The sequence below is a fragment of the Pseudomonas sp. H1h genome (assembly GCF_000633255.1).
Taxonomy (GTDB): domain Bacteria; phylum Pseudomonadota; class Gammaproteobacteria; order Pseudomonadales; family Pseudomonadaceae; genus Aquipseudomonas.
This window is the reverse complement of the sequence record NZ_AYMJ01000034.1, coordinates 49587-74153: the sequence shown is the minus strand read 5'-3', so window position 1 is coordinate 74153 and position 24567 is coordinate 49587. Positions and strand designations below refer to the sequence as shown.

General features: G+C 60.1%; 20 protein-coding genes. 4 read left to right on the top strand and 16 right to left on the bottom strand.

The features are described from left to right. Nucleotides 1–2777, top strand: a 2777-nt coding sequence (locus U862_RS0127800; protein ID WP_025113388.1) for an RHS repeat-associated core domain-containing protein, incomplete at its 5' end; no start/stop codon positions are given. Continuing rightward, a complete protein-coding gene (locus tag U862_RS0127795) occupies nt 2767–3078 on the top strand; it encodes a contact-dependent growth inhibition system immunity protein (RefSeq protein ID WP_025113387.1) in 312 nt (103 codons plus the stop codon). The genes U862_RS0127800 and U862_RS0127795, both read left to right, overlap by 11 nt. Before the next feature lie 492 nt (nt 3079–3570). Here U862_RS0127795 and U862_RS0127790 read toward each other — a convergent pair whose 3' ends face one another. Together U862_RS0127790 and U862_RS0127785 are read right to left on the bottom strand one after the other, a co-directional pair. Further along, a complete protein-coding gene (locus tag U862_RS0127790) occupies nt 3571–5361 on the bottom strand; it encodes a bifunctional diguanylate cyclase/phosphodiesterase (protein ID WP_025113386.1) in 1791 nt (596 codons plus the stop codon). A 133-nt stretch (nt 5362–5494) separates the two neighbouring features. Continuing rightward, a complete protein-coding gene (locus U862_RS0127785; protein WP_177327381.1) occupies nt 5495–7579 on the bottom strand; it encodes a carboxy terminal-processing peptidase in 2085 nt (694 codons plus the stop codon). 138 nt (nt 7580–7717) lie between these two features. On the opposite strand from U862_RS0127785, the gene U862_RS0127780 reads away from it, so the two are divergent. Further along, nucleotides 7718–8680, top strand: coding sequence for a zinc-binding dehydrogenase (locus U862_RS0127780; RefSeq protein ID WP_025113384.1), 963 nt, complete (start codon nt 7718–7720; stop codon nt 8678–8680). A 117-nt stretch (nt 8681–8797) separates the two neighbouring features. Here the strand turns inward: U862_RS0127780 and U862_RS0127775 are convergent, their stop codons facing one another. The 6 genes from U862_RS0127775 to U862_RS0127750 all read right to left on the bottom strand — a co-directional run bounded on the left by U862_RS0127775 (nt 8798) and on the right by U862_RS0127750 (nt 14232). Then, complete coding sequence (locus U862_RS0127775) at nt 8798–9451, bottom strand: HAD family phosphatase (RefSeq protein ID WP_025113383.1); 654 nt, start codon at nt 9449–9451, stop codon at nt 8798–8800. 111 nt (nt 9452–9562) lie between these two features. Beyond that, nucleotides 9563–10552: an ABC transporter ATP-binding protein gene (locus tag U862_RS0127770; protein ID WP_025113382.1), complete on the bottom strand. Its 990-nt coding sequence runs from the start codon at nt 10550–10552 to the stop codon at nt 9563–9565. Next, complete coding sequence (locus tag U862_RS0127765) at nt 10549–11349, bottom strand: ABC transporter permease (RefSeq protein WP_003223125.1); 801 nt, start codon at nt 11347–11349, stop codon at nt 10549–10551. The genes U862_RS0127770 and U862_RS0127765 overlap by 4 nt, the downstream gene beginning before the upstream one ends. Further along, complete coding sequence (locus tag U862_RS0127760) at nt 11336–12172, bottom strand: ABC transporter permease subunit (RefSeq protein ID WP_177327382.1); 837 nt, start codon at nt 12170–12172, stop codon at nt 11336–11338. The genes U862_RS0127765 and U862_RS0127760 overlap by 14 nt, the downstream gene beginning before the upstream one ends. A gap of 5 nt (nt 12173–12177) precedes the next feature. Then, nucleotides 12178–12984, bottom strand: coding sequence for an alkaline phosphatase family protein (locus U862_RS0127755; RefSeq protein ID WP_025113380.1), 807 nt, complete (start codon nt 12982–12984; stop codon nt 12178–12180). Between the two features lie 180 nt (nt 12985–13164). Beyond that, nucleotides 13165–14232 (bottom strand): ABC transporter substrate-binding protein, encoded by a 1068-nt coding sequence (locus U862_RS0127750; protein ID WP_025113379.1) that lies wholly within the window; start codon nt 14230–14232, stop codon nt 13165–13167. 351 nt (nt 14233–14583) lie between these two features. Here U862_RS0127750 and U862_RS0127745 point away from each other — a divergent pair, with 351 nt between their 5' ends. After that, a complete protein-coding gene (locus tag U862_RS0127745; protein ID WP_025113378.1) occupies nt 14584–15297 on the top strand; it encodes a UTRA domain-containing protein in 714 nt (237 codons plus the stop codon). Nucleotides 15298–15880: 583 nt separating this feature from the next. Here U862_RS0127745 and U862_RS0127740 read toward each other — a convergent pair. The 8 genes from U862_RS0127740 to minD all read right to left on the bottom strand — a co-directional run bounded on the left by U862_RS0127740 (nt 15881) and on the right by minD (nt 24515). Then, a complete protein-coding gene (locus U862_RS0127740; RefSeq protein ID WP_025113377.1) occupies nt 15881–17215 on the bottom strand; it encodes an amidohydrolase in 1335 nt (444 codons plus the stop codon). A gap of 66 nt (nt 17216–17281) precedes the next feature. Continuing rightward, nucleotides 17282–19435 (bottom strand): mechanosensitive ion channel family protein, encoded by a 2154-nt coding sequence (locus U862_RS0127735; protein ID WP_025113376.1) that lies wholly within the window; start codon nt 19433–19435, stop codon nt 17282–17284. A 77-nt stretch (nt 19436–19512) separates the two neighbouring features. Next, nucleotides 19513–19689 carry a hypothetical protein gene (locus U862_RS30965; RefSeq protein ID WP_177327380.1) on the bottom strand — a complete coding sequence of 59 codons (177 nt, stop codon included), beginning with the start codon at nt 19687–19689 and terminating at the stop codon, nt 19513–19515. A gap of 397 nt (nt 19690–20086) precedes the next feature. Beyond that, nucleotides 20087–21376, bottom strand: coding sequence for a M18 family aminopeptidase (locus tag U862_RS0127725; protein ID WP_025113375.1), 1290 nt, complete (start codon nt 21374–21376; stop codon nt 20087–20089). A gap of 195 nt (nt 21377–21571) precedes the next feature. Further along, nucleotides 21572–22672: a hypothetical protein gene (locus tag U862_RS0127720; protein ID WP_025113374.1), complete on the bottom strand. Its 1101-nt coding sequence runs from the start codon at nt 22670–22672 to the stop codon at nt 21572–21574. A 49-nt stretch (nt 22673–22721) separates the two neighbouring features. Next, on the bottom strand, nt 22722–23357 hold the full coding sequence (locus U862_RS0127715) for an RluA family pseudouridine synthase (protein ID WP_007960625.1): 636 nt from the start codon (nt 23355–23357) through the stop codon (nt 22722–22724). A gap of 91 nt (nt 23358–23448) precedes the next feature. After that, nucleotides 23449–23703, bottom strand: coding sequence for a cell division topological specificity factor MinE (gene minE, locus U862_RS0127710; protein WP_003223146.1), 255 nt, complete (start codon nt 23701–23703; stop codon nt 23449–23451). Continuing rightward, entirely contained in the window at nt 23703–24515 is an 813-nt protein-coding gene (gene minD / locus U862_RS0127705; RefSeq protein WP_007960626.1) for a septum site-determining protein MinD, read from the bottom strand. The genes minE and minD overlap by 1 nt, the downstream gene beginning before the upstream one ends. Nucleotides 24516–24567 lie beyond the last annotated feature (52 nt).

Below are 24567 nucleotides of genomic sequence, written 5' to 3'. Positions count from 1 at the left end.
TCTGGGAGTGGGAGCGTTCCGGCAAAGCCGCGCGTTGCGTGCGGCACTGGGCGTCGTTCTCGCAGATGGACACGCGTTACGTCTGGGCGGATGACGGCAGCGTCGCCGTGCACTACGTCGACGGCACTGAAGAAGCCTACGTCCACGATGACAGCGCACGGCTGGTGCGCAAGGTCGAGGCCGATGGCGGTGAGCATCTCAAGGCCTATGATGCTGCGGGGCGACTGATCGCCGAGCAGGACCCGCTCGGTGCCGTCACCGAGTACCGCTACGACGAAGTCGGACGCTTGGTGGCGCTGCTTCCGCCGCAGGACGAGCCGACGTCCTACGAGTACCGCAACGGTTTCCTGCACCGCCGTTCTCGCGGCGAGGCGACGTGGACCTGGCGCCGCAACGCCGAGGGGGATGTCACCGAGGCGGTCGATCCCGACGGACGGGTCACCTATTACTACTACGACACCCGTGGGCAGTTGCTGTCGATCCGTTACCCGGACAGCAGTCGGCATCAGCTGGCATGGAACAATCTCGGCCAACTGACAGAGGAAACCCTGCCCGACGGCGGCGTGCGGCGCTTTTCCTACGATGCGCTGGGGCGCCGGACGAGCACTTGCGACGAACACGGTGCTGTCACTCGCCAGCAGTGGGACGCCGCTGGCCGACTGGTCCAGACGACCTTGCCTACCGGCGCCACCCGCGCCTACAGCTACGGCGCTTACGGCCAGGTCACCGCCGAGCGCGACGAACTCGGACGCATCACCCGTTACGAGTATGACGACGACCTGCACCTGGTCTCGCGCCGGATCAATCCCGACGGCACGCGGCTGCAGTATCGCTATGACCATGCGCAACTGCTGCTGACGGAAATCGAGAACGAGTCCGGGGAAAAGTACCGCCTGGACTACACGCCCACCGGACTGATCCGACAGGAAACCGGCTTCGACGGGCGGCGCACCGCGTACGCCTATGACCGCAATGGTCATCTGCTGGAAAAGACCGAATTCGGCGATGACGGCTCGACGCGGGTCACCGCTTACGCGCGTGATACGGCCGGGCGCCTGCTGCTGAAAACCCTGCCCGACGGGGTTGAAGTGGCTTACCACTACGACCGCTTGGGTCGGTTAACCGGTGTCGATGACGGCCAGCAACATCCACTGGCCTTCGAATACGACCGGCAGGATCGGCTGATCACCGAGCACCAGGGCTGGGGCACCTTGCGTTACGCCTATGACGCCTGCGGCCAGCTCAAACGCCAGCGTCTGCCGGACAACAGCACGCTCGACTACCACTACGCCAAGGGCGGTGCGCTGACCGCCATCGACCTCAACGGCGCACGGCTGACCAGCCACATCTATCAATCGGGTCGCGAACAGCAACGCCAACAAGGCCTGCTGCGCAGCGACTATGCCTACGACGACCAGGGCCGTTTACTCGCCCACGTCGTAGGCCATCAGCACGACTCGCTGTACCGCCGCGATTATGCCTACAGCGCCAACGGCAATCTGGAGCACATTGCCGACACCCGCCACGGCCAGCGCACCTACGCCTACGACGCCCTCGACCGGCTGATTCGTGTGCGTCACTCGCGCGACGAATTGCCGGAATCCTTCGCCCACGACCCGGCCGGCAACCTGCTGATGCAGGACCGCCCCGGCCCTACCCGGATCAAGGGCAACCGCCTGCTGATGCAGGGCGATCGTCATTACGACTACGACGCCTTCGGCAACCTGATCCGCGAACGTCGTGGCCGCGATCAGCAACTCGTCACCGAGTACCGCTACGACTGCCAGCACCGCCTGATCGGCCTGACTCGTCCCGACGGCAACACCGCGACCTACCAGTACGACGCCTTCGGTCGGCGCATCCGCAAGACCGTCGACGGGGTCAGCACCGAGTTCTTCTGGCAAGGCGACCACCTCGTCGCCGAAAGCAGCCCGACGCACCACCGCAGCTACGTCTACGAACCCGGTACCTTCCGCCCACTGGCGCTGCTCGACGGCAAAGGCCCGAAAAAAGCCTGCCCGTTCTACTACCAACTCGACCACCTCGGCACCCCGCAGGAACTCACCGACTACAGCGGCGAAATCGTCTGGTCGGCGCAGTACGACGCCTACGGCAAAGTCTCGGCGATCACCCTGGCGGGCGAAGACTACCTGGATCAGCCGCTGCGTTTTCAGGGGCAGTATTTCGATGCGGAAAGCGGACTGCATTACAACCGGCACCGGTATTACGACCCGAGGCTGGGGCAGTATCTGACGCCGGACCCCATCAAGCTGGCGGGTGGGCTGAATCAGTATCGGTATGTGCCGAATCCGACGGGGTGGGTGGATCCGTTGGGGTTGGCTTGCACGCCGTGTCCAGGAGCAATACAGGCTGATGGGCCATATAGTGAGATAGTCCCCGGCGGTGGTTTAGAGGCTCACGAGTCTCGAGGTGGGCATGTCATAGCGAAGCATGTCGATAGGTCTGAGGCTCAACTGAGAGCTAGACTACAGGAAGAGCCAAACATACCTATCGCATCAACATTTCCTAATAGATTTGAAGCTGAAGCCGCATTGTCGAATGTCATTAGGAATAATCAGAAGAAAATTGATGATTTTGTAAAAGGCAAAACGAAGAAGTTTGTTATCAATGAGAAGGTTTCGGCCCCAGCAGGGGTGGGTGTTGTGCGAAAGAGTGACAAATTAGAGCCGTTGCTTAGCATCAGATTAGTGCTTCAGCGAGATGTGAAGTCGCCGCTCGGATACTTTATTTTGACGGGGTTTGTAAATGACAAATGAAGAGTTTCCTCAGCTATTTCAGTTCCTCGGAGCTTATTTTCATGAGGACTGGATGAGCGAATTTGATGTCGCTGATGATGTCGTTAAATTGTTCGTTGCGGATTCTGAAGCTTGCGTAATTCTGGATGTAATAAAGGAAACTGAAGCTGCATTAGCGCTTGATCTATCAGAAGAAGATATTCGAGATTTTTTATTGAGGGAGATGGGATGCAGTTACTGTTATTGGCACGAATGGCAGGATGGAATTACGTGGCTGAAACACGTACTTGTAATCCTCCAGACCTCAAAAAATAATATCTGAATGCCGGGATAGGCTGGAGTTGACGTTCAGTTGATCGCTCCCTGAAGTAATCCGAGCTCAAGATTTTACAGTTGGGAAATCATGCGTGAAGCCTATGTCCTCGCAATCACCAGGGTTGAACGCGGACTTCCCAGGACAGGGTAGGAAGGGCGACAACGTTGTAAAGATGAGGCTTCCTGACGCTGGGGAAGGTTACAAGCAAAATAGACGGGACAAAGAAAGTCCTAGATTAATTACCAATATGGGAGGGTTCGAAATGAAGTTCGATCCCATTACAAACGTACCATTTACTCTTTATCCGAAGGAGTGATTTTATGTACATTGATTCTGAAACATCGAAGCCTTATCTACCGAGTCCCGCATATTTTTTGTGTTGTTTTGATATTTATGATCGTGACGTGGTAGGCGGCACTAGAAGCTGAGTCTAGAGTGACTTTACTGACCCCTTCGCGAGCAAGCCCGCTCCCACAGGGATTTGTGTCGTCTGGGGCGTTAGCGTTGGCCGATTAGTTGTGGAGGTTGGAGGTCGGGCGTGTTGAGGCTATCAATCACATGCACGCTATACCCCGGAACATTCTTCGCATGATGCTTCGCCTGCGAAGCCATTTCGGCGAGTTGGCTGGCATCCAGTTCTGCGCAAGCTGCGGGGTGCAGATGAACGACGCCGATGGAGAGTGACAGCAGTGGAAACTCCTGCCGCACACCCTGGCGGTTCGGGGCGATGAAACATCCGGCATCGAGGTGTTCAGGGCGATAGAAGCGCCGGCATTGGCTCTGGAAGTCGTCGAGCAGCTGGTTGAGGCGTTTGCGCCAGTCTTCCGGGCCAAGGACGAGGAGGAAGTCGTCGCCGCCGATGTGGCCGACGAAGTCGCGGGACGGGTCGACGCGTTCGTTCAGGCATTGCGCCAGGCACAGCAGGACTTCGTCGCCACGGCCGTAGCCGTAGATGTCGTTGAAGGGTTTGAAGCTGTCGATGTCAACGTAGCAGATGATCGATTCGCGGCCCTGTTGCAGCAGGCGGGTCAGGCATTGCTGGATCGGCACATTGCCGGGCAGCAGGGTCAGCGGGTTGGCGTAGCGGGCCTGCTGGATTTTCAGTTCGGTGATCAGTTTGAGCACGTCGATCACCCGACCCAGGCCGAGATAACCACCGTTGAGGGTGATGATGAAATCTTCTTCGATGCGCTGGCGGGCGCGACTGGTGATCAGGCGGCTGACCTGCTGCAGCGACTGGCTCATTTCCACGGCGAGGAAGTCGTCGTTCATCAGGCGGCTGATCGGCTTGCGTGCGAACAGGTCGGTGGCGAATGGTTTGAGCAGCGCGTCGGACAGCGAATGCCGATGGACGATGCCGCACGGCTGGCCGAGTTCGTCGAGCACTGCCAGTGAGTTGAGATTGGCCTGGCGGCGGAAGGCTTCCAGCACCGTGGCGGTCGGCGTGTCGCGATGCACGGCTGGTTGGTCGTTGAGCAGGGCACTGAGGTCGCTGCCTTCGTCGTTCAACGCGACGGCGCTGCTGTCGTGTTTGGGCATCAGGGCCCGGGCATCGCGCGGCGGATGTTCCTGTGGACGACCGAGCAAGTAACCCTGTACCAGATCGACGCCCATTTCGGTCAACACCGCCAGCTCTTCCGGCAACTCGATACCCTCGGCAATCACCTGCGCTCGCGAAGCCTTGGCGATTTGCAGGATCGAGCCGACGAACTCTCGCTTCAACGCATCCTGATGAATGCCGTCGATGAAGTGGCGGTCGATCTTCACGTAATCAGGGCGCAGCTCGGACCACAGGCGTAAGCTCGAATAGCCGGCCCCAAGGTCATCCAGCGCAATTGAAAAACCCATCGCGCGATAGTGATGCAGCGCAGTTTGCAGCAACTGGAAATCGTCGATCGGTGTCTGTTCGGTGAGTTCGATCACCACTTGGCTCGGTGGTATGCCGAAATCCTGCAGTAGCTGCAGGGTGCGTCCCGGCTGGTGCGCCGCTTCGAGCAGGGATTCCGGGGAGACGTTGAGGAACAGCTTGCCCGGCAGTTGCTGCTCGTTGAAACGGCGGCAGGCAGACTGGCGGCAGGCGATTTCCAGTTCGCTCAAGCGGCCGGCCTGTCGCGCCACGGCGAACAGCGCGATAGGCGAGTGCAGAGGGCTGTTGGACGGGCCACGAGTCAGGGCTTCGTAGCCGAGAATGCGGCGTTCGGAGAGACAGATGATTGGCTGGAACAGACTGTGCAAACCGCTTTGAGTCAGGATCGAGCTCAAGGCACTCAGCTGTTCGGTCGTGGTCATGGCAATCTCTGGCGATAAAAAAAGGACTGGGAGCGCTCTTGCTTGAAGAGGCGCTCCCAGTCCTTTATTTCACGACAGAATGATGACTGTTTGATGACGCTCCGGGGAGCGCCACCACTAAATTGCCATCATCTTACTTCTTGGCTACCTGATTGCTCAGCTTCAGGTAATCCAGCAGCACGCGCCCGGTTTCGCTCAGGTAGGCGTCGTCTTCTGGCTTGACCTTGTCCGGCTCGGCTGCCGCGAGGGCGTCGTCGTCTTCTTTCTTCAGCTCTTTGAGCGGTTCTTCGCCTTTGGCTTTGCGACGGATGTTTTCCATCGCCAGTTGCTTGGCGTCGATGTCAGTGTGCTGGGCACGGCGTTCGGCTTCGTTGAGGCTGACGGTTTTTTCTTCCATCAGCTTCTGCGCCAAGGCCAGCTTGTCGCGTATGAACACGAACTCGGCGTCTTTGGCACTGCGTGCATCATGCTCGGACTTGAGCTGCGCCAGGTACGGCTTGAACGGATCGACCGCAGGCTTGATCGCCGCCTTGATGGTGTCCCACGGCATGGCTTCCGGCAGAGCGCTTTCGCCGATTTCCTTGGTGTCGATGATCGACGGATAATCGATGTCCGGGAGGACGCCCTGATGCTGGGTGCTCTGACCGGAAACCCGGTAGAACTTGGCCAGGGTCAGTTTCAGTTCGCCATGGTTCAGCGGCTGAATGGTCTGCACGGTGCCCTTGCCGAAGGTCTGACCACCGATGATCAGTGCGCGATGGTAGTCCTGCATGGCGCCGGCGAAGATCTCCGAAGCCGAGGCGGACAGGCGGTTGACCAGCAGTGCCATCGGGCCTTTGTAGAACGCGCCCGGGTTTTCATCTTCCAGTACATCGACGCGGCCATCGGCGTTACGCACGAGAACGGTCGGGCCCTTGTCGATGAACAGGCTGGTCAGCTCGGTGGCTTCCTGCAGGGAGCCGCCGCCGTTGTTGCGCAGGTCGATGACCACGCCATCGACTTTCTCTTTCTGCAGTTCGGTCAGCAGTTTCTTGACGTCACGGGTGGTGCTCTTGTAGTCCGGATCACCGGCACGGAACGCCTTGAAGTCGAGGTAGAAGGCCGGGATCTCGATCACGCCGAGCTTGTAGTCCTTGCCGTCCTGTTTCAGGCTCAGGATGGATTTTTTCACGGCCTGATCTTCAAGCTTCACCGCTTCGCGGGTGATCGGCACGATCTTGCTGGTCTGGTCGTTCGGCGCATTGCTGGCCGGAATCACTTCCAGGCGCACCACGGTGCCTTTCGGGCCGCGGATCAGCTTGACCACTTCGTCCAGGCGCCAGCCCACCACGTCGACCATCTCTTTGTTGCCCTGGGCAACGCCGATGATCTTGTCGGCCGGTGCGACCTGCTTGGTCTTGTCGGCCGGGCCTGCCGGCACCAGACGCACGACTTTCACTTGATCGTTGTCGCTCTGCAACACGGCGCCGATGCCCTCCAGGGACAGGCTCATGTTGATGTCGAAGTTCTCCGCGTTATCCGGCGACAGATAGTTGGTGTGCGGGTCGTACGACATGGCGAAGGTGTTGATGTACGCCTGGAAGATGTCTTCCGGACGGGTCTGGTCCAGGCGCGCCAACTGGTTCTTGTAGCGCTTGGTCAGGGTTTCCTGGATCTGCTTCGGCTCTTTGCCGGCGATCTTCTGCCGCAGCACTTCGTCCTTGACGCGTTTGCGCCACAGGTCGTCGAGCTCGGCAGTGGATTTGAGCCAAGGGGCGTCCTTGCGATCGATCAGCAAGGTTTCCTTGGTGGTGAAGTCCATCTTGTCGACGCCCTTGTTCAGCTCCGCAATGGCGAAGTCCAGACGCGCCTTGACGCGGTCCAGATAGCGCTTGTAGATGGTGAACCCGGCGTTGAGGTCGCCGCTTTTGAGGAAGTCGTCGAACTGGGTCTTCCACTTGTCGAATTCGGCGATGTCGCTGGCCATGAAGTAGCTGCGCGACGGATCCAGCAGCTTGATGTAGCTGTCGTAGATGATCACCGAGCGCGCATCGTCGAGCGGCGGCTTGCTGTAGTGGTGACGCTTGAGCAACTCGACGACGTTGAGACTGGCGATCACTTCGTCGCGATCAGGCTGCAAGTTGTCCCAGCTGTTGGCTGCGAATGTTTTGCCCGACATCGGCAAAAGACCGATACCGATGAAAAGAGCGAGGGCGGTGCTGGGGAGCAAATGCTTCATGCTGATTCGACGCGGGGACAATTGATAACGCATATTAGGCCGTCTTTGAAGTCGCCGGTTCTACGAGAGCCGGTCGCATAATGCAAAAAGCCCGGCGCTACAGCTTCGGGCTCAGTCCAGACTCACTATGGAGGCACTGTGAAGGCATTGCAAGGCGTTGAAGGTCAAGTGGCATGGGTTGAAGAGCCGAGTCCTGCGTGTGATGTAGGACAAGTGCGCATTCGCGTGGCGGCAGCCGGCCTCAATCGCGCCGATTTATTACAGAAAGCCGGGCTTTATCCACCACCGCCCGGCGCCAGCCAGGTGCTTGGTCTTGAGTGCTCCGGGGTGATCAGCGAGGTCGGCGCCGGCTCCTCCTGGCAGGTCGGTGACCGGGTCTGCGCCTTGCTGGCCGGAGGCGGGATGGCCGAAGAAGTGGTGGTCGACGGGCGGCATGTGCTGCCGGTGCCCGAGGGCGTCTCGCTGATCGAGGCCGCGGCATTACCCGAGGTTTATGCAACGGTCTGGCTGAATGTGTTTCAGCTGGCGGCGCTCAAACCCGGTGAGAAAGTTCTCCTGCACGCCGGAGCAAGTGGAATTGGTTCAGCGGCCATTCAGCTGTGCAAGGCGTTCGGCAACCCGTGCTGGGTCAGCGTCGGCTCTGCCGAGCGCCTGGCCTACTGTGAAGCGCTGGGGGCCCAGGGCGGCGTGGTGCGCAGCGACGACCTGGAGAGTCTGCGCGACTTCGCACCGTTTGACGTGATCCTTGATCCGGTCGGCGGCACTTACGCCGCGCTGAACCTCAAACTGATGGCGCTCGACGGGCGTTGGGTATTGATCGGGTTGATGGGCGGGCGAGAGGCGAAACTGGACTTGGCGCAGGTGCTGGCCAAGCGTGTGCAGTTGCTTGGTTCGACCTTGCGCAGCCGTGATGATCAATTTAAGGCGGACCTGCTCAGTGACCTGGGGCAGCACGTATGGCCGCTGTTTGCCGAAGGGCGGTTGAGTCCGCAACTGGCCAAGGCTTTCCCGGTGAAAGATGCTGAGGCGGCGTTTGCCGAACTGGCGAGCAACACGGTGGCGGGAAAGGTGGTGCTGGTGATTGATCACAGCCTGAGTTGATAACACCGGAAAACCTGTGGGAGCGGGCTTGCTCGCGAAAGCGGAGTATCAGTCGATAAATTCTTGACTGATTCACCGCCTTCGCGAGCAAGCCCGCTCCCACATTTGAATCTATGTTTACTTCCAGAGGTGGATCGGCCAGCCGGCCTTCTCGGCATGCTCCAGCAACACCGGATCCGGGTTCACCACATGCGGGAAATCCACCTTCAGCAACAACGGCAAGTCATTGCGTGAGTCGGAATAAAAACTCGCGCCCTCAAGGTTTTCTTCCTCGGCGTCCAGCCACTCCAGCAAACGGGTGATCTTGCCTTCGCGGTAGGTCAGGGTGCCAACGGTGTGACCGCTGTAAACGCCGTGCGCGACTTCCAGTTCGATACCCAGAATCTCGTCGATGCCCAAACGGTCGGCGATCGGTTTGACCAGGTGTGTGCCCGAGGCCGAGATCACCAGAATCCGGTCACCGGCCTTGCGGTGGGCGGCGATGGTCTTGGTCGCGTCGCTGAAGATGATCGGTTCGATGAAGTCTTCCACCCACGGGCCGACCAGATGCTCGACTTCTTCCGGGGTGCGCCCGATCAGCGGTTCGAGGCTGAACTCCATGAACTCTTCCATGCGCAATTTGCCATGGCTGTAGGCGTCCATCAGCTCGTTGTTCTTGCGCATGAACGATTCGGGATCGACCCAGCCCAGACGCCCCATCTGCTCGCTCCAGAGGGTGGCGCAGTCGCCGTGGATCAGGGTTTCGTCCAGATCAAAAATTGCCAGGGCCATCGGTTCTCTCCGAGAACAGCTGCGAGCTACAAGCTTCGAGCTGCAAGAATTGGAATCAGGTTCGCCGCAGTCTACAGCTTGAGGCTTGTAGCTCGAAGCGTGCAGCTGCTTTCAAGCGACTTCGCACAGGGCCGTCGGATCGATGGAAAGCGCCAGACGCTGGCCGTCGGGATGCAGATCCGCCGCCGAGCGGTTGAGCACGTCCACCACCAGTTCCACGCCGCGCGCCTCGACGCGATAGCGGATCACATTGCCGAGCAGGCTGTGGCTGCGGATCTGCGCATCGAGTTCGCCATTGAGGCTCAGTTCGATGGCTTCCGGACGAATCGCGATGCGGTGGTTGATCGGCCGTTGCAGCAGCTTTGATGCGTCGTCGGCGTCGAGCAGGTTGTAATTGCCGATGAAGCCGGCGGCGAACAGATCCACTGGTGCGGTATAGAGGGTTTCGGCGTCGCCGCTCTGGACGATTTTCCCCTGGTTCATCAGGAAAATCCGGTCGGACATGGTCAGCGCTTCTTCCTGATCGTGGGTGACGAAAATAGTGGTCAGGCCGAGTTCGCGCTGGATCTGCCGAATCTGCTCGCGCAGGTGTTTGCGAATCCGCGCATCCAGCGCCGACAGCGGTTCGTCCAGCAGCAGCAGGCGTGGACGGGTGACCAGCGAGCGGGCGAGGGCGACGCGCTGGCACTGGCCACCGGAGAGCTGGTGCGGATAGCGGCCGGCGAAGTCGTTGAGCTCAACCAGTTGCAGCACTTCTGAGACACGCTTGTGGCTGTCGTCGGCATTGACCTTTTGCATCCGCAGGCCGAAGGCAACGTTCTGTTCAACAGTCATGTTGGGGAACAGTGCGTAGCTCTGGAACACCATGCCGATCCCGCGTTTTTGCGGACTCAGCGGCACGATGTCGACGCCATCGAGCAGGATCTTGCCGCCATCGACCGGCGTCAGGCCGGCAATGCAGCGCAGCAGCGTTGACTTGCCGCAACCCGAAGGGCCGAGCAGGGTGACGAATTCGCCCTTGTTGATTTCGCAGTTGATGTCGCTGAATACCGTGGTGCCGGCGTAGTTTTTCTTCAGGTTCTGGACGCTGACATAGCTCATTCGCTTTTGTCCTTGTTCAAGATGTTGGCGATCCAGGTCAGGACCAGCACAAAAAAGAAGTACGAAATAACCAGCGCACTGGTGAAGTGGCCGCTGCTGTTGCGCATGTTGTTCAGATACACCTGAAGGGTTTCATAGCGCGTGCCGACGAGGATGTTGGCGAACACGAACTCACCGAACAGGAACGAGAACGACAGCAGCAGCGCGACCATCAGGCCTTTGCGCAGGTTCGGCAGCACCACCAGGAACGCTGCCTGAAAGGTGCTGGCGCCGAGCAGTTGGGCGGCGTCCATCAGGTCGCGCAGGTTGATCGCCTGCAGGTTGTTGGTGATCGCCCGGTACATGAACGGCAGCGCCACGGTGAAGTAGCAACCGATCAGGATCCACGGCGTGCCGACCATCGCCAGTGGCCCGGAACCGTAGAGCTGCAACAGTCCCACCGACGACACCACCGGCGGCACCGCGAAGGGCAGCAGGATCAGGATGTTCATCAGCGCATCGAGTTTCGGAAAGTGGTAATGCACCACGAACAGCAGCGGCAGAATCAGCACCACTGACAGCACCAGGGCGCCGACGCACACCAGCAACGATTGGCCGAAGGCGTGCAGAAAGCGCGGATCGCTCCACAACTGGATATACCACTTGAAGGTGAAGCCACTGGGCAGGATGGTTGCCGACCAACTGCTGGCGATCGAGTAGATCAACGTGCCCACCAGCGGCAGCAGCAGGATCGCGAACAACAGATAAACCACGACGCGGTGGTAGACGCCGGCCGGGCCGGATTCAGCGCGAGACATGGTAGCTCCTCTTCAACAGCAGTTGATGCACAACGGTGACGATGGTCATCAACGCCACCAGCACCACGGCCAGAGCGCTGGCCAGGTTCGGGTCCAGCGAAATGTCGCCGGAGACCATCGCCGCGATGCGGATCGGCAGCACGTTGAAGTTGCCGGTGGTCAGCGCGTAGACCGTGGCGTAGGCGCCGAGGGCATTGGCCAGCAGGATCACGAAAGTGCCGAGCAGCGCCGGGGTCAGCACCGGCAGACCGATGTGGCGCCAGAACTGCCAGCCGTTGGCGCCCAGCAGCGCGGCGGACTCGCGCCAGTCTTCACGCAGGGCGTCGAAGGCCGGGTAGAGCAGCAGCACACCGAGAGGAATCTGGAAGTAGGTGTAGAGGATGATCAGGCCGGTTTTCGAGTACAGGTTGAAATCCTGAATGATCCCGGCCTGCTTGAGCATGATGGTGATGCTGCCGTTGAAGCCGAGCAGGATGATGAACGCGAAGGCCAGGGGCACGCCGGCGAAGTTGCTGGTCATGTTGGCGAAGGCATTCACGAAGTTGCGCAGTTTCGAGTCGACCCGGCGCAGGGAGTAGGCACCGAGCACGGCGATGATGATGCCGAACACACTCGACCAGAAACTGATCTCGAGGCTGTACTGGATCGCCTGCAAATAGAACTTCGAGCTGAAGATCTTGCTGAAGTTTTCGAAGCCCCAGCCGAACTCTTCCGACTGCAGGCTGTTGATCATCACCCAGACCAGCGGGGCGATTTCGAACACGATAAAGAACAGGGCGAAGGGCACCAGGCACAAGGCTGCCAGCCATTTGCCGCGAGTCATGGCATTCACTTGAGCAGCTCCCGGCACACAGGTTTGTCGTGAGGCACGCCGAGCAGTTCGCAGACAGTGCCGCAGATTTCAGTCTGCTTCGGCGCCGCGTCAGTGTTCAGGCTGAAGGCGTCACCGAGGACGAACAGCGGCACCTGGCGTTCTTCCGGCAGCAATCCGTTGTGCGAGCGGTCATTGTTCATGCCGTGGTCGGCGGTCACCAGCACCTGATAACCGGCGTCGAGCCAGCCTTGCAGATAATCGGCGAGGATGACGTCCGCCGAGCGCGCGCTGTTGCGGTACTGCGAGGAATCGAGGCCGTGCTTGTGGCCGGCGTCGTCGATGTTCATCGGGTGGATCAGCAGGAAGTTCGGCGCATGGCGCAGGCGCAGATTTTCCGCGTCGGCGAACAGGTGCGAATCCGGGTAGTGGTCGCTCCAGTAGAAGTGGCCGTGCTGGATCGGCAGCGACAGGTTGTCGGTATGCCGGTCACGTGCGGCGACGAACGGCGAGCGGTTGTACAGCTCGCTGACCCAGTGATAGGCCGCTGCGGCGGTTGTCAGACCGGCGTCGCGGGCGTAGTGATAGATGCTGCGCTGGTTGGACAGGCGCGCAATGTTGTTGTGGACGATGCCGCTGTCGATCGGCGGCACGCCGGTGAGGATGCATTCGTAAAGCGGTCGGGACAGGGCCGGCAACTCGCACTCCAACTGATAGAGCGCGGCGCGTCCTGCGCCAACGTAAGCCTGCAGATGCCCCATGGCGTGCCGCGCGACTTCAAAATTGAGGCCGTCGAGCACGACAAGGATGACGTTGTGCTTCATAGGGGCAAAAACTCCGCGAAACAGGAAATTTCAGATTCAACCTGGATCCCCTGTGGGAGCGGGCTTGCTTGCGAACGCGGAGTGTCAGTCGATAAATGCTTGACTGATCTACCGCATTCGCGAGCAAGCCCGCTCCCACATTTGGATCTCCAACCAATCACACAGAGGTGGTTCGCCGCCTTACTTCATCTCGACGATGACTTCTTCGTTCCACTTCTGCGGCAGGGCCTTGGAGGTTTTTTCCCAGGCGTCGGCGTCCTTGATCGGCGTGACCTTCTTGTACTGCTCGTTTGGCAGCAGCTTGGCTTTCACGTCTTCCGGCAGTTGCAGGTGCTCGGCGCGGATCGGGCGGGCGTTGCCGCGTGCGAGGTTGGTCTGGCCGGCGTCGCTGAAGATGTATTCGCGGGTCAGCTTGGCGGCGTTCGGGTTTTTCGCGTACTTGTTGATGATGGTGGTGTAGCCGGAAATCACCGAGCCGTCGGACGGGATCAACACCACGTAGTCATCCGGGTTGGCCATCTTGGCCTTGTAGCTCAGGCCGTTGAAGTCCCAGACCACGCCGACTTCGATCTCGCCTTTTTCCATGGTGGCGATGGTCGGGTTGGCCATCGACAGGCGACCTTGCTTGGCGATGTCTGCAAACAGCAGCAGGGCCGGCTGGATGTTCTTCTCGTCGCCACCGTTGGCCAGGGCCGCAGCCAATACACCGTTGGCGGCTTGCGCGGCGGTGCTCACGTCACCGATGGAGACCTTGTATTTGCCGCCCTTGAGGTCAGCCCATTTGGTCGGCACTTCGGAGCCGTGCAGCAGCTTCTTGTTGACGATGAAGGCGATGGTGCCGGTGTAGGCCAGCGCCCAGTTGCCATCCTTGTCCTTGGCCCAGGCCGGAACCTGATCCCAGGTGCTTGGCTTGTACGGCTGCACCACGCCCTGCTTGACCGCGATCGGGCCGAAGGCAGCACCGACGTCGCCGATGTCGGCGGTGGCGTTGTCTTTTTCAGCGGCGAACTTGGCGATTTCCTGGGCCGAGCTCATGTCGGTGTCGATGTGTTTCAGGCCATAGGTCTTGGCCAGGTCTTCCCAGGTGCCTTTCCAGTTGGCCCAGTCATCGGGCATGCCGACGCTGTTGACGGCGCCTTCCGCTTTCGCAGCGGCTTCGAGGGTTTTCAGGTCGGTGTCGGCCGCCATGGCGGCGGTGCACATTGCAATGGTCGAGCCTAACAGTGTTGCCAGGAAAAGCTGTTTCATTCCGAAGCTCCTTGGTCGTGTTCAACGCTGCGATTGCGGTTTGTGTTGGTCTAGGTCAGCAATACCTGAGCCAATTTAAGGGGGCTGGATGACACTTTGATGTCGGCGCTCGTCCGGCAGGGATTTTATTGGCCCGGTTTCGGCGGTTGCCCGGTAAGCGTAGACCAAGGTCAAAGCCCCGGTTGGCAAGGGACTTGGCCGATGTATTGCAAGTCATGAGGGCGACCGTCGAGCGGGTTTGTCATCTCTCGGTCATCTGCACTGCCTAGGCTTGCAACACATGGAAACGGTTTGCCGCCGTTCGGTTTTTGCCCCGAAACAGTGCTGGTCTAGTCCAGATAGGTAACGTTGATGCGCGATGAGGCAACAAAAGCGGTGACAGCCATCGGCCAGGTGTTGCAGGAGCAACTGGATCATGGACTGCTCGCGCCCGGTAGCAAGTTGCCGGCCGAGCGCAAGCTCAGTGAGTTGTTCGGTACCACGCGGATTACTGTGCGCGAGGCATTGTTGCAACTGGAGGCGCAGGGGCAGATTTATCGCGAGGAGCGGCGTGGCTGGTTCGTTTCACCGCCGCGTCTGGCTTACAACCTGATGCAGCGCAGCCACTTTCACGCGATGGTCAGTGCGCAGGGGCGGGTGCCTTCGACCGAGGTGATTTCGGCGCGTCTGCAGCCAGCGTCGGTGGCGGTGTGTGCGTTGTTGCAGTTGCCGGCGTTGTCGAGCGTGATTCAGATTTGTCGGTCGCGGCGGATTGATGGGCGGCTGGTTTTGTATGTGGAGCACTATCTGAATCCGCAGTATTTTCCCGGGATTCTGGGGTTTGATTTGAATCAGTCGATGACCGAGTTGTATGCGCGGCATTACGATTTGCACTACGGGCGAGTGCGGTTCGAGATTGTGCCAACGTCATTGTCGGTGGATGCGGCAGCGGCTTTGCGGGTGTCGGTGGGGAGTCCGGGGTTGCGGATTGCTCGGGTTAATTATGATCAGCATGAGCGGTTGATTGATTGTGATCTGGAGTTTTGGCGGCATGATGCGATTCACGTAGGGGTTGATGTGGTTTGACCTTGGCGGCCTGTGGGCCGACCAGGCTATTGGGGGCTGTGTGAATATCCGTTTCTTCGGTTGCTGCCGCTGACGGTTTCGCTTTTACAGCGACTCACTTTTCCAGACGCCGAAAAGTAAGCAAAAGGCTGGGCCCCGGCGTTCGGCCCGCTCGCTGGGGCTCGGGGTTCCTTCGCTCCGGGATCGATCCGGGCGCATCGCCTACGGTTTGCTTCGCTGCACCTCCTCTCGATGCATTTGGCTGCGCCAAACGGTCGCTGCGCTCCCACCCCCGGATCAATCCCTCCACTCAGCCTGCCGATGGGGCCTTTCAGATCAAGAGCTTTACTCGAGCTAACGCTCATTGTGTTGAGTGGGGCGGCATGCGCCGCGTTTGGGGTGTACTTGTTTTTTGTGGGAGCTGGCTTGCCAGCGATGGCTGCCTGACAGCCGACCAGTCTCTGGCAGGCTGAACGCGGTCCATTGTGGGAGCTAGCCTGCTGGCGATGGCGGTCCGACAGCCGACCAATTTCTGACAGGCTGCACGCGGTCCAAATGTGGGAGCGAGCCTGCTCGCGAAAGCGCCCCCACAGTCACCCCTTCTCTACTTGCCAGCCCCCGCATTGCCATACAAATAATCCGTCGCCAGCGACGCCATTGTCCTCACCCCAACCACCAGCGCCGACTCATCCACAAAGAACCCCGGATTATGATTCGGCGCAGCCTTGCTCATGTCCTGATCCCGTGGCGTCACCCCGAGAAACACGAACAACCCGGGCACTTCCTTGGCAAAGAACGAGAAGTCTTCCGCACCGCCCACCAGCGGTGCATTCACCACATCATCCTTGGCTGCCCATTTCAAAGTCGGCAGCATTTTCTCCGTCAACGCCGGGTTGTTGATGGTCGGGTCGTATTTTTCGATGATGGTCACGTCGGCTTTCGCGCCACCGCTTTCGGCGATTTTTTCGACGGTCTGGCGCACGTCTGCGTGCAGTTTCTGGCGGATGCCGTAGTCGTAGGAGCGGATCGTGCCGCTCATGTCCACGGATTCGGGAATGATGTTGTAGCGGGTGCCTCCGTTGATGGTGCCGATGCTGACCACCGACGGATAGGACGAAATATCGGTGCGACGGCTGACCACGGTTTGCAGGCCGACGATGGTTTGTGCGCCGACGGTGATCGGGTCGATGCCGTCCCAGGGACGGCCGGCGTGGGTCTGTTTGCCGAGGATTTTGATGCGCAGGTCGTCGGAGCTGGCCAGGGTAGCGCCTGGGCGATAAGCGATCTGGCCGGCGGGGACGCCGGCCCAGACGTGCAGACCGAAGACGGCGTCGGGTTTGGGGGATTTCATCGCGCCTTCCTCGACCATCATTTTCGCGCCCCAGGTGTTTTTGCCGTCGGGGATGAAGTCGCTCGGGCCTTCTTCGGCGGGCTGGAAGTAGAACACCACGGTGCCGGGCAGGGTGTCGCGCAGGCCGCTGAGAATTTTCGCTGTGCTCAGCAGGATCGCGGTGTGGGCGTCGTGGCCGCAGGCGTGCATCACGTCGACTTCTTTCTCGAGGTAGGTGCCTTTGGCTTTTGAGGCGAACGGCAGGTTGGCGACTTCCTTGACGGGCAGTGCATCCATGTCGGCACGCAGGGCCACGGTCGGGCCGGGCAGGGCGCCTTTGAGGATGGCGATCACGCCGGTGCGGGCGACGTTGGTTTTGACCTCTAGGCCCAGCGCCTTGAGTTGTTTGGCGACCAACTCCGAGGTGCGTTTTTCGCTGTTGCCGAGTTCCGGCTGGGCGTGGATGTCGCGGCGGGTTTCCAGCAGTTCGGGTTCAAGTGCCTTGGCCTGCGCGGCGATGTGTTCGCGGGTGCTGTCCAGGCTGGCAGCACCGGCGTGGCCGGCGACAAGGCTGAGCAGAAGGGCTTGGGCAATGCGGGTCAGCTGCATCGGGTTTCTCCATGGTTATTGTTTTTCTGGCTTCCCTGCCTGTGACCCGCACATCGCGCCCAAGTGCTATTCCTTGGGCTGGCCACCGCCGGCGGTGATCACTTGCACACTCATGCGCGGCGTGGCCAGATCAAGGCCGGCCTCGTCGAGATGGCGTTTGAGCGACAGGTTGAACGCGCGGGACACTTCCCATTGTTTGATCGGCGCAGTTTTGAAGCGGGCGCGCAGGATCGCGCTGCCGGACTCGAAACTCTCCACGCCCTGAATCTCCAGCGGCGACCAGATGTTGCGCCGTTGCAGGGGGTCGGTGCGCATTTTCTGGCCGACTTCGCGCATCAGTTTGATCGCGTCATCGATCTCCATGTTGTACGGCACCGCCACCCGGAAAATCGCGTAGCCGAATTCCCGGGAGTAGTTCTTGATGCTTTTGATTTCGCTGAACGGGATGGTGTGGACGATGCCGTCGATATCGCGCAGGCGCACGGTGCGGATGGTCAGGCCTTCGACGGTGCCCAGGTGCCCGCCGACATCCACATAATCGTCGATCGCCAGCGAGTCTTCGATGATGATGAACAGGCCGGTGATCAAGTCCGCCACCAGCGACTGAGCACCAAAACCGATGGCCAGACCGATGACGCCGGCACCGGCCAGCAGTGGTGTGACGTTCATGCCCATGTTCGCCAGGGCGACGATCAGCGCGATGATGAAAATCGCCACGAACAGCACGTTGCGGATCAGCGGCATCATCGTTTGCGCGCGGGCGTTCGCCAGGCCTTTGCGCGAGCGGGTGAGGGCGTGGTGCACGGCGGTATCGGCGAGAATCCAGATCAGCCAGGAGAAAATCAGTGTGCCGATCAGGCTGAACAGTTTGACGCTGACGTCATGCCCTTCGCCCTCGGCGAAACCGATCAGCGACTTGCCCCATACACGCAGGCCGAGTTCGATGAAGGTCAGCCACACCAGCAGGTGGGCGAGGGTGTAGAAGAAGCTTTTCAGGCGTTCCGAATACAGCGCGTGGCGCTTGGGGCCGCGTTGCGGTTTGAGTGAGTGGCGGCGCACGAGGCCGTTGATCACCATGCACATCACCAGCAGCACCGTACAGATCAGCGACTGGCGCAAGGCGGTGCTGGTGTCGCCGGCGGAGACGAAGGTGGCGAACAACGAAATCCCGACCAGCACCAGCGCCGGCACGTACCAGAAGGTGCCGAGGATATCGATGGTGTCGCTGAGGGCGCGGCGGGTCAGGCGGCGGGACAAGGGCTGGTTGCGGATCAGGTGCGCGATCGGCCGGCGGAAACGCAGGATGAACAGGCCGGTGAACAGCGCCGCGAGGACATTGGTGATGGTCGCGGTGGTGTGTGCCAGGTGTACGCCGAGGCTTTCCACCAGGCGCGGGTCGTTCAGGGCTTCACCAAACGCGGCGAAGCTGCCGATCAGCCACAGCGGGCGGAACGCCTGATGGCGCAGGATGTACAGCGCCCGGTGCCGGTGCGGGCCGTCGAGTAGCGAGAACGCGATCACGCAGATCGCCGAGAAACAGGTGCCGACCACCAGCGCGTAAGCCAGCACCATCGCCAGGCTTTTGCCCAATGACGACGGCAGCGCGTAGCTCATGTAAACGGTGATGACCAGCGCGATCAGCCACGGCCCGAGCTTGCGCAGGGCGAAGCGGAGCATGTCGAGGGCCTTGGGGTGCTGCGGCAGTTCTTCGGTCAGGCCGAAACGCATACGCACCCGGTGCCCGAGCCAGATCAGTGCGGCGGCCAGCAGGCTCCAGACCATCAGGATCACGGCAAAGGCGAAGATGATCGGCAGCCATTCACTGGCCGGCAGCATCAGGTTGTCGAGCTCATCCCGGGCCTGATCGAATTCGTTGGACCAGCGGGTGAGCGGGCTGTCGGCGCCGGAGAACTGTTTTTCGAAATTGGCCAGGGTGCCGCCGATCAGGCCCAGCACGCCTTCTTCGGGGGAGGCCTGGGCTTTTTTCGTGGCGTCGCGCAGCTTTTTCAGATCGGTCAGCAACTGCGCCCGCTGCTTGTCGTTTTCCAGCGACTTGATGACTTCATCCAGCGACTGGCCCAGCGGTTCCTGCGCCTCCGGTTGCGCCTTGGTGGTATTGAGCAACCCCGGCAAGCCGACCGCGTGGGCAGGGGCCAGCGGCAGCAGCGTCATCAGGCAGACGAGGAACAGGCAGGGCAGAGCAAACAGACGAGCGAACACTAGGCGGTCAACCTCGCAAAGGGGCGAATTGAGCGAGTGTACGAGCCAGCCAGAATCAATGCGAGCCGAGCGCTGATTTATTCGTTGAGTTTGGCGAGGATCTTGTAGACCACGGTCGCCAGGATCATCAGCATGCCGATCCACATGGCGAAGACACCGGCGTTCTTGTCGCGGAAGTTGAAGCCGATGGCCAGCAAGATCATCCCGGACAGGATCGGGACGAGCATGGCGTGGAACGAAGACATCGAGATCATGGAGACTGCCTTGTCGAAGGGAATGATTTAAGTCTAGGTCGGTTTCTGCAGCAGGGGGTGATGTGTATCAGGAATGATTCGGTTCTACGATGAATCATTGTTGTCTGAACGACCGCTTTCGCGAGCAAGCCCGCTCCCACAGTTTGAGATGCATTCCAATGTCTGAACAAGCCCGCTCCCACAGTTTGAGATGCATTCCAATGTCTGAACAAGCCTGCTCCCACAGTTTGAAATGCATTCCAATGTCTGAACAAGCCAGCTCCCACAGTTTGAAATGCATTCCAATGTGTGAACAAGCCAGCTCCCACAGTTTGAAATGCATTCCAATGTGTGAACAAGCCAGCTCCCACAGGTTGAAATGCATTCCCATGTGGGAGCGAGCCTGCTCGCGAAGCTTTTAAGGCAGCTCGCGCGAGGCGTAGAACGCGCTCAGCACTTTGACCAGGTGTGCCAGGTCGTGGCTGCCACACAGTTCGCGGATCGAGTGCATGGCGAAGGTCGGCAGGCCGATATCAACGGTGCGCACGCCCAGATGGCTGGCGGTGATCGGGCCGATGGTCGAGCCGCAACCCATGTCGCTGCGGACCACGAAGCTCTGCACCGGTACCTCTTCAGCCATGCACAGGTGGCGGAAGAACCCGGCGGTCTCGCTGTTGGTGGCATAGCGCTGGTTGCTGTTGACCTTGATCACCGGGCCGGCGTTGAGTTTCGGGCCGTGGTTGGCGTCGTGCTTCTCGGCGTAGTTGGGGTGTACGCCGTGGGCGTTGTCGGCCGAAACCAGCAGCGATTTCTGAATGGTACGTACGAATTCGTCACCTTCAGGCAGCAGGCGCCGCAGGGTCTGCTCGAGCATCGGGCCGTCTGCACCGCAAGCCGAGCAGGAGCCGACTTCTTCGTGGTCGTTGCACACCAGCACGCAGGTTTCTTCGGTATCGGCGGTGAGCAGGGCTTGCAGGCCGGCGTAGCAGGACAACAGGTTGTCCAGGCGAGCACCGGCGATGAAGTCGCCGTGCAGGCCGATGATCGCTGCGCTTTGGGTGTCGTAGAAGCTCAGCTCGTAATCCAGCACCACGTCGGCGTTCAGGCCGTGTTCGCGGGCCAGTTGATCAGTCAGTACGGCGCGAAAGTCGACGCGCTCGTCACCGGCGAACTGCGCAAGGATCGGCGGCAGCTCGGTCTGCGCATTGATCGCCCAGCCTTGGTTGGCTTCACGGTTGAGGTGAATCGCCAGGTTGGGAATGATCGCGATCGGTGCCTTGAAGTCGATCAACTGGCTTTCGACCTTGCCGTCGCGGCGGAAGGTCACACGGCCGGCCAGCGACAGGTCGCGGTCGAACCACGGCGCCAGCAACGCGCCGCCGTAGACTTCAACGCCCAGTTGCCAGAAGCCCTGGCGTTGCAGCTCCGGCTGCGGCTTGACGCGCAGGCACGGGCTGTCAGTGTGGGCGCCGACCAGACGGATGCCGTCGTGTAGCGGCGAATTGCGGCCCATTTTGATCGCGACAATGGAGGAGTCGTTGCGGGTGACGTAATAACGGCCATTGGCCTCGGTGTTCCACGGCTCGCGCTCGTCGAGGCGCACGTAGCCGGCGGCCTCCAGACGCTGAACAAGGCTGGCGGTGGCGTGGAACGGGGTAGGGGAGGCCTTGAGGAAGTCGATCAGGCCTTGGTTCAACTCTTCGCGCATAAGAAGCTCCAGACAGCAATGGGCGGGAGTTTAACGCATCGGCTCGGGGCTTGGGGCATGACAATTCGGATGTTGGTTGCGAACGCAAATCCTCTGGGGGCGGGCTTGCCCGCGAAGACGGTGTATCAGCCAAAAACGCTGTGACTGACAGGACGCCTTCACGCGCAGGCTCGCTCCCACAGGAAAGGATGTGGATCAGCGGGCGGCGGTCACGCGTTTTTTCAGGTAGTTCATGATGACTTTTTCGTCTTCCGGTTTATCCGGGCGCGGCAGTTGTTGCGGCCAGGGGTTCTGGCTCAGCAGTTTTTTCTGACGGCTTTCATCCCAGCGCAGAATCTCCCGCGAGGCACATTCCCACCATTCGTGTCGGCAGGCGCTGTAATACGGATCCTCGGGCGCAGCGCTGCCGTACAGCAGATCGCGACCGACCTTGCGCAACGTGCCGCTCTGATTGCGCAGCTTCCACTTGATTTTCAGGCGCTGAAACGCCGATGGAAACGGTTTGACCCGTGGCACATCGGTGCACAGGTCCACCAGGCGCTGGCTGAACTGCTCGCCGTGCTGGGAGAAGAAGTACGTCTGCATCGCGTGGAAGAAACGTTTTTCGGCGAAATAGTGGTACACGTGTTTGCGCGCTTCCATCACCTGACGCCTGCGCATGGCGTACGACAGGGCGATCTGCTCGATGGTATGGATTTCGAAACCGCCGAGTGTCCATTCATCGATCAGGCGGATCGACTCTTCGAACAGCGCCGAATCGCTGTCGGTCACGCCGCACAAACCACTGTTGTAGAGCTTGAAGCCGTTGTCCGCAGTCACGCCGTGGCTGCGCAGGTCGCGCCCCAGTTTTTGATAGTCAGCGCGCAGGTGTACGTCTTTCCAGTCGTACTCGAAGCGATCCATCACCGAGCAGTTCGGCTCGATGAATTTGAACAGCTGGCTCGGGTGGCGGGTGAACAAAGTGTCGGTATCGACGAACAGGGTTTTTTCCGCCCACTGCATGCCGGCCGCAATCGCGCAGGCCTTGGGTCGGTGGTGATAGCCGTGGGTGCCTTGCCAGCGGGTCTGGGTCGCTGCGTCCAGCAACACCGTGTCGACCGGCCAGCCGGCGTAGTCGTCGGGGCGGTCGGTGAGGATGCGGATGGCCGGACGCTCGCCGTTTTTGGCTTGGGACAACGCAGTCAGGATGCTGAACTTGGCTTCGCGCCGGTACACATCCTGATTGCCGTAAATCAGGTAAAGCAGTTGATGACGAACTTTCTTGAGGGGGGTTACCAGGGAATCAATACAACTCATCCGAAAACAAAATCCTTGTCTGAAAACAGCGCTGCCACTCAGGCAGCACTTAAAACGGTGCCGGGCATTCGAAGCGCAGGCGCTCGCCGGTTTGCGGGTGGGTGAAGCTCAGCATGCTCGCGTGCAGGCACAGGCGTGGCCAGGCGGCCAGGGCCTGTTCGTGGGCGTAGAGCCCGTCGCCCAGCAGCGGGTGGCCGATGGACAACATGTGCACGCGTAACTGGTGTGAGCGCCCGGTGATCGGCGTCAGTTCGACGCGGCACCAGTCGCCGCAACGTTCCAGTACGCGCCAGAAGGTCAGCGCATGCTTGCCGAATTCGTGGTCAACCACATGCCGCGGCTTGGTCGGCGGGTCGTAGCGCAGGGGCAGGTCGATGCTGCCGCTGTCCAGTTCCGGCTGACCCCAGGCCAGAGCGGTGTAGGCTTTCTCTGTTTCGCGGTCGTGAAACTGCCGCGACAGCTCGCGATGGGTGTCGGCGTCACGGGCCAGCAGAATGATGCCGGAGGTTTCCCAGTCCAGGCGATGGACGATGCGCGCTTCCGGGTAGCCGTTTTCCTGCAGGCGGGTGATCAGGCAATCCTTGTTGTCGTCGGCGCGACCGGGCACCGAAAGCAACAGCGTCGGTTTGTCGACCACCAGCACGGCGGCGTCCTGGTGGATGATGCGGATGTTGGACAACGGCATTAAAACAGCCTCGTAACAAATGCCAACGGCGGCTCAGGGCCATTCCGCATTGGGAATGGTCCTGAGCCGCCGTCGTTCCTGCCGGATCGACTCAGCGATCGGGCAGGGTGATGTTGAGTTCCAGAATCGAGCAACTGCCCTGGCTTTCCAGTGCAACATGTACGTCGTCGTTGCCGATGTTGACGTACTTGCGGATCACGTCGACCAGTTCCTTCTGCAAGGCTGGCAGGTAATCCGGCGTGCTGCGCTGGCCGCGCTCATGCGCCACGATGATCTGTAGACGCTCTTTCGCTACCGAGGCGGTACTTGGCTTTTTGTTGGCACGAAAGAAGTCAAAAAGGTTCATTACCTACCTCCAAACAGGCGCTCGAAGAATCCCTTCTTCGTAACATCGAGGAAACGATGTTCTTTTTCTTTGCCCAGCAGACGATCAACTGCATCGCTGTACGCCTGACCGGCGTCGCTCTGGTCGTCGAGAATCACTGGAACGCCCGAGTTGGAAGCTTTCAGGACCGCCTGCGACTCAGGGATGACGCCCAGCAGGGTCACTGCCAGAATTTCTTTCACGTCTTCGACGCCGAGCATTTCGCCATCGCTGACGCGCTGTGGGTTGTAACGGGTCAGCAGCAGGTGTTCCTTGATCGGCTCTTCGCCGAGTTCGGCACGACGCGATTTGCTGGCCAGCAGGCCCAGCATGCGGTCGGAGTCACGTACCGAGGACACTTCAGGGTTGGTCACGATGATCGCTTCGTCGGCGAAATACATGGCCAGGTGCGCACCTTTCTCGATGCCCGCCGGGGAGTCGCAGACCACGAAGTCGAAGTCTTCCTTCAACTGCATCAGGACTTTTTCCACGCCTTCCTGGGTCAGCGCGTCTTTGTCGCGGGTCTGGCTGGCGGCCAGTACGTAGAGGTTTTCCAGGCGCTTGTCTTTGATCAGAGCCTGTTGCAGGTTGGCTTCGCCGTTGACCACGTTGACGAAGTCATACACCACGCGACGCTCGCAACCCATGATCAGGTCGAGGTTACGCAGGCCCACGTCGAAGTCGACGATCACTGTTTTGTGGCCGCGCAGAGCGAGGCCGGTACCGATAGCGGCGCTGGTGGTGGTCTTACCCACACCACCCTTGCCGGATGTAACCACGAGAATCTTGGCCAAGGTGTTTCACCCCTAAGGAAGAAGGACTTTTTAGCCCCTGAAAAACATCTCT